Origin of the sequence: Amycolatopsis sp. NPDC051128 (genome assembly GCF_040682715.1) — a bacterium.
Taxonomy (GTDB): Bacteria; Actinomycetota; Actinomycetes; order Mycobacteriales; family Pseudonocardiaceae; genus Amycolatopsis.
Genome location: NZ_JBFBBN010000012.1, coordinates 184153 through 190152 on the forward strand (window position 1 = coordinate 184153; position 6000 = coordinate 190152).

The following is a 6000-nucleotide window of genomic DNA, read 5'->3' on the forward strand; positions in this document are numbered from 1 at the left end:
TAGAAGGAGTTCCGCCATGACCGCACCGCGAGTCGTGATCATCGGCGCCGGCATCGTCGGCGCCAACCTCGCCGACGAGCTGACCGCCCGCGGTTGGACCGACGTCACCGTGCTCGACCAGGGCCCGCTGCCGCGCACCGGCGGGTCGACGTCGCACGCGCCCGGCCTGGTGTTCCAGACCAACGCGTCGAAGACGATGACCGCGTTCGCCCGGTACACCGTCGAGAAGTTCCTGACGCTGGAGGTCGACGGGCTGCCGTGCTTCAACCAGGTCGGCGGCATGGAGGTGGCGACCACCCCGGCCCGGTGGGAGGACCTCAAGCGCAAGCACGGCTGGGCGACGTCGTGGGGCGTTTCCGGGTCGCTCATCGACGCGGAGGAGTGCGTCCGCCGCTGGCCGCTGCTCGACGGCTCGCAGATCTTCGGCGCGCTGTACGTCCCGACCGACGGCCTGGCGCGGGCGGCGAAGGCCGTGGTCGCCCTCGCGGAACGGGCCACTGCGCGGGGCGCCCGGTTCGTCGGGTCAACGAAGGTGACCGACATCCTCCAGGACGGCGGGCGCGTCACCGGCGTCCGGACCGGCCGGGGGGACTTCCCGGCCGACGTCGTGGTGTCGTGCGCCGGGTTCTGGGGCCGCGAGATCGGCGCGATGGTGGGCATGGACGTGCCGCTGCTGCCGCTGGCGCACCAGTACGTGAAGACCGGGCAGGTCGCCGAACTGCTCGGGCGCAACACCGAAGCGTCCGAGGCGAGCATGCCCATCCTGCGCCACCAGGACCAGGACCTGTACTTCCGCGAGCACGTCGACCGGCTCGGCATCGGCTCCTACGCGCACCGGCCGATGCCGGTCGACGAGTCCACATTGGACCCGGCGGTGACCGGCACGGCCATGCCGTCGATGCTGCCGTTCACCGAGGAGGACTTCGCGCCGTCGTGGGAGCAGAGCAAGCTGCTGCTGCCCGCGCTGCGGCAGACCAAGGTGGAGGAGGGGTTCAACGGCATCTTCTCGTTCACCCCGGACGGCCAGTCGCTGGTCGGCGAATCGGCCGACGTCCGCGGGTTCTGGCTCGCCGAAGCGGTGTGGGTGACGCACTCCGCGGGCATCGCCAAGGCGGTCGCGGAGCTGCTGGTCGACGGCCGGTCGGAGACCGACCTGCACGAGGTCGACGTCCACCGCTTCGAGGAGGTCCAGCTCGCGCCGGAGTATGTGCGGGAGACGGCACAGCAGAACTTCGTCGAGGTCTACGACATCCTGCACCCGTTGCAGCCCAAGCTTTCGCCGCGTGGCCTGCGGGTGACGCCGTTCCACGCGCGGCAGCGGGAACTGGGCGCGGTGTTCCTGGAGGCGGGCGGCTGGGAGCGGCCGCACTGGTTCGAGGCCAACGCGCCGCTGCTGAAGCAGCTCCCGCACGACTGGCTGCCGCCCGCCCGGGACACGTGGTCGGCGCAGTTCCACTCGCCGATCGCGGCGGCCGAGGCGTGGCACACGCGCAACGGCGTCGCGCTCTACGACATGACACCGTTGAAGCGCGTCGAGATCAGCGGGCCGGGCGCGCTGGAGTTCCTGCAGTCGCTGACCACCAACCAGCTCGACAAGTCCGTCGGCTCGGTCACCTACACCCTCATGCTGGACTCGGCGGGCGGCGTGCGCAGCGACGTCACGGTGGCGCGGCTGGAGCCGGAGGTGTTCCAGGTCGGCATCAACGGGAACCTCGACGTCGACCACTTCCGGCGCCACCGGCCGTCCGGCGTCCAGGTCCGCGACATCACCGGCGGGACGTGCTGCGTCGGGGTGTGGGGGCCGCTCGCCCGCGACCTCGTGCAGCCGCTGAGCCGCGAGGACTTTTCGCACACGGGGTTGAAGTACTTCCGGGCCCGCGAGGCGCGGATCGCCGGGGTGCCGGTCACCGCGATGCGCCTGTCCTACGTCGGCGAACTCGGCTGGGAGATCTACACCAGCGCGGACAACGGCCTGCGGCTGTGGGACACGCTGTGGGAGGCCGGGCGCGAGCTGGGTGTCGTCGCGGCCGGGCGGGCGGCGTTCAACAGCCTGCGGCTGGAGAAGGGCTACCGGCTGTGGGGCACCGACATGACCACCGAACACGACCCCTACGAAGCCGGCGTCGGCTTCGCGGTGCGTCCCGCCAAGGGGCCGTTCCTCGGGCGGGAGGCTCTTGAAGGACGCAGCGAGGAGACGGCGTCGCGGCGGCTGCGGTGCCTGACGATCGACGACGGCCGCACGGTCGTGCTGGGCAAGGAGCCGGTGTTCGTCGACGGCGTGGCTTCGGGGTACGTCACGAGTGCCGCGTACGGGTACACGATCGGCCGTCCGATCGCCTACGCGTGGCTTCCGGCGTCGGCGGACCTCGGCAGCGGCGTGGAGATCGAGTACTTCGGCCGCCGGGTCCCGGCCACCGTGGCCGCCGAGCCGCTGGTCGACCCCGGCATGGACCGCATCCGCCGGTGAGTCGTAGGTCACGTCGGCTCTTCCCGGCGGGGGTAATGGGTAAATCCACAGCAAGTCCATGGAACCGGACAAGGAAATTCTCAGGAACGCGGCGTTTCCTGGACGGGCCGGAGGCTTGCTGAGGGTTGGAGCTGTGCATGAGCGAGTACGACCGAGGGCCGCGGGGCAGCGGCGAGTACCCGTACGGCTACGGCCAGGGCTACTACCAGCAGCCCCATGACCAGCAGTCCTACGGCCAGCAGCCTTACGACCAGCACTACGGCCAGGCCCGTGACCAGTGGGGACGCCCGTACCCGCCGCAGTCACCCGACACCGAGCCGATCTACGGCCTGCCCGGCTACGGCTACCCGCAGCCCGCCTACCAGCCGCCGCCGCGCAAGCGTCACCCGCTTCGCGCGCTGACGATCGCGGTGGTCGCGATCGCGCTGGCCGTGGTCGCCGGGCTCGGCATCGGGAATTTCATCTCCGCGTCGAACAGCCCCACCGCGAGCGGCAACCAGAACTTCGGCTTCTCCGGGCAGCCCAGCGCCGCGAAGACGGTGCTCGACGTCGACGCCGTGTCCGCGAAGGTCAACCCGGCCATCGTCAACATCAACACCGAACTCGGGCTGCAGGGCGCGGCCGCGGCGGGCACGGGCATCGTGCTGACCCCGGACGGCCAGGTGCTCACCAACAACCACGTCGTCGCCGGCGCGACCAGCATCAAGGTCACCAGCATCGGCACCGGCGACACGTACAAGGCGGAAGTCGTCGGCTACGACCGCGGCGAGGACGTCGCGGTCCTGCGGCTGCAGGGCGCGTCCGGGCTGCCCGCCGCGACCATCGGCGACTCGTCGAAGGTCGCGGTCGGCGACCAGATCCTCGGGCTCGGCAACGCAGGCGGCCGCGGCGGCGACCCGGTGCCCGCGCCGGGCACGGTGACCGCGCTGGATCAGTCGATCACCGCCTCCGACGAGTCCAGCGGCGCGTCCGAGCAGCTCAGCGGGCTGATCCAGGTCCGGGCGAACATCGAGTCGGGTGACTCCGGTGGCCCGCTGGTGAACGCGGACGCGCAGGTGATCGGCGTCAACACCGCCGCGTCCACCGGCTACCAGCTGAACGGGCGCCGCAGCGGCGGGGCGGGCCAGGGCTTCGCCATCCCGATCGACCGGGCCGTCGACATCGCCCACCAGATCGTCGCGGGGACCGCGTCGGACAAGGTCCACATCGGCAAGACGGCGTTCATCGGCGTCTCGGTGGCGGACGCGCAGGGCCGAGGCGCCCAGATCCGCGAGGTCGTCCCGCGCGGGCCGGCGCAGCAGGCGGGCCTCGCGGCAGGGGACGTCATCACGGCGATCGACGGCAAGCCGATCGACTCGGCGACGACGCTGACGAACGTGATGGACACCCACCACCCGGGCGACCAGCTGACGGTGACGGTGTCGAACGCCTCCGGCGCGCAGCGGCAGATCCAGGTGAAGGCCATCGAAGGGCCGGTGGGCTGAACCTCAGCGCAGGGTTTCGTTGAGCACTTCGCGGTGCGTCCGCTTCGCCGCGAGGTAGCGCTCACGGCCGGCGTCGGTGAGGGTGACGAAGATGCCGCGCCGGTCCACGTCGCACAGCGCGCGCTGGACCAGGCCTTCTTTCTCCAGGCGGGCGACCAGCCGTGACGTGGCGCTCTGGCTGAGGTGGATGGCCTCGGTGAGGTCGGCCGACCGGCACTTGGAAGCGCCGGTCGCGACCCGCTCCAGGGCTTCGAACTCGTTCGCGCCGATGCCGTGGCGCTCCTGCAGGCGGCACTCGAGCGCGCTGAACACGGCCGAGTAGCGCGCCAGCAGCTCGTGCCACTCCTGCACCAAGGCCTGCTCAGCGACGTCGCTCACGACGAGCAACTTACCATGCGCGGGCATCTGATGCAAACACATTAATTGCATAGACATTAGATGCGCGTGCATGTAATGTCGCCGACATGAGCTCTTCCGCGGTCTTGTCCACCACTTCAACCCGGTGGGACGCACGTCTCTGGGGTGTCCTGCTCACCGTTTCGATCGTCGTCGGTCTCGACGCGCTCGACGTGTCGATGGTCGGGGTCGCGCTCCCCGCCATCCAGGCCGACCTCGGCCTGTCCACCAACGCGCTGCAATGGGTCGTCAGCGGGTACGTGCTCGGCTACGGCGGCCTGCTGCTGCTCGGCGGCCGCACCGCCGACCTGCTCGGCCGCCGCCGGGTGTTCCTCGTCGCCGTCACCGTGTTCGCCCTCGCCTCGCTGCTCGGCGGGCTCGTCGACGACGGCGCGCTGCTCATCGCGAGCCGCTTCATCAAGGGCCTGGCGGCGGCGTTCACCGCGCCGGCCGCGCTGTCCATCATCACCACGACGTTCCAGGAGGGCCCGGCCCGCAACAAGGCGATCAGCATCTTCGCCGTGTTCGGCGCCAGCGGGTACTCCGCCGGGCTCGTGTTCTCCGGCCTGCTGACCGAGGTCGGCTGGCGCTGGACGTTCCTGCTGCCCGCGCCGATCGCGCTGATCGCGCTGGCCGCGGCGTGGAAGCTGATCCCGTCGTACCGGCGGGAAGAGGGCAGCGGCTACGACTTCCCGGGCGCCATCACCGGCGCCGTCGGCTCGCTGCTGCTGGTGTTCGGCGTCGTCGAAGCGCCCGAGGTCGGCTGGGCCGCGCCGCGCACGCTGATCACGTTCGCGGTCGCTCTCGCCCTGCTGGTGACTTTCGTGGTCATCGAGAAGCGCAGCAGCCACCCGCTGCTGCGGCTGGGCATCTTCCGTTCGGGCCCGCTCGCCCGGGCGAACCTCGGCGGCGCGCTGTTCTTCGGCGCGTACATCGGGTTCCAGTTCGTCGTGATGCTGTACCTGCAGCGGGTGCTCGGCTGGTCCGCGTTGGAGACGGCGCTCGGCTTCCTGCCGGCGGCGCTGATCGTGGCGTTCGGCTCGCCCCGCATCGAGCCGCTGATCGACCGGGTCGGCACATCGCGCACGATCTTCGCGGGCGTCGTCGCGCACGTCGTCGGGTACGCGCTGTTCCTGCGGATCGACGAGCACTCGGGCTACGCGGGCAGCGTCCTGCCCAGCATGATCCTGCTCGGCATCGGCTTCACGCTGGCGTTCTCGTCGCTCAACATCCAGGCCACGGCCGGGATCGCGGACGACGAGCAGGGCCTCGCCGGCGGCCTGCTCAACACGTCGCTGCAGGTCGGCGGCGCGATCGGGCTCGCGGTGGTGACCGCGGTGCTGACCGCCAACGGCGGCCGCGAAGCCTCGCCCGCCGCGCTGCTCACCGGGCTGACCCCGGCGCTGAGCGTGGTCACCGGGATCGCGGTGCTGGGCCTGCTGATCGCGGCGTCCGGCCTGGTGGCCCGCCGTCGCGTCGAGGCCCCGGCCCCGGCCGCCGAGCCGGAGCTCGCGGCGGTCGCGGACTGACCCAAGCGCCCCAATGTGGCGGGGGGGGGGGGGGGGGGGCGGCCCCCCCCCGGGGGGGGGGGCGGGGGCGCCCCCCCCCCCCACCCCCCACCCGGCCCGGGCGCCCCCGAGCTGGATGGAAAAC

4 protein-coding genes are annotated in these 6000 nt (G+C 71.5%); 3 read left to right on the forward strand and 1 reads right to left on the reverse strand.

Features of this window, described 5'->3' with window-relative positions:
• The first annotated feature begins 16 nt into the window (after window positions 1-16).
• The gene (locus tag AB0M82_RS15905) at window positions 17-2467 is read left to right on the forward strand and encodes an FAD-dependent oxidoreductase (RefSeq protein WP_364722014.1); all 2451 of its coding nucleotides are present in this window, start codon (window positions 17-19) and stop codon (window positions 2465-2467) included.
• Window positions 2468-2604: 137 nt separating this feature from the next.
• A complete protein-coding gene (locus AB0M82_RS15910; protein ID WP_364722015.1) occupies window positions 2605-3951 on the forward strand; it encodes a trypsin-like peptidase domain-containing protein in 1347 nt (448 codons plus the stop codon).
• 3 nt (window positions 3952-3954) lie between these two features.
• On the opposite strand, the gene AB0M82_RS15915 is transcribed toward AB0M82_RS15910, so the two are convergent.
• Window positions 3955-4329, reverse strand: coding sequence for a MarR family transcriptional regulator (locus AB0M82_RS15915; protein ID WP_364722017.1), 375 nt, complete (start codon window positions 4327-4329; stop codon window positions 3955-3957).
• Between the two features lie 86 nt (window positions 4330-4415).
• On the opposite strand from AB0M82_RS15915, the gene AB0M82_RS15920 reads away from it, so the two are divergent.
• Window positions 4416-5876 carry an MFS transporter gene (locus tag AB0M82_RS15920; protein ID WP_364722019.1) on the forward strand — a complete coding sequence of 487 codons (1461 nt, stop codon included), beginning with the start codon at window positions 4416-4418 and terminating at the stop codon, window positions 5874-5876.
• Window positions 5877-6000: the final 124 nt, after the last annotated feature.

What these genes read in the sequence shown, in the direction of transcription:
- AB0M82_RS15905 (WP_364722014.1), top strand. Translation starts at nt 17, where the DNA reads ATGACCGCACCGCGAGTCGTGATCATCGGCGCCGGCATCGTCGGCGCC.
- AB0M82_RS15910 (WP_364722015.1), top strand. Translation starts at nt 2,605, where the DNA reads ATGAGCGAGTACGACCGAGGGCCGCGGGGCAGCGGCGAGTACCCGTAC.
- AB0M82_RS15920 (WP_364722019.1), top strand. Translation starts at nt 4,416, where the DNA reads ATGAGCTCTTCCGCGGTCTTGTCCACCACTTCAACCCGGTGGGACGCA.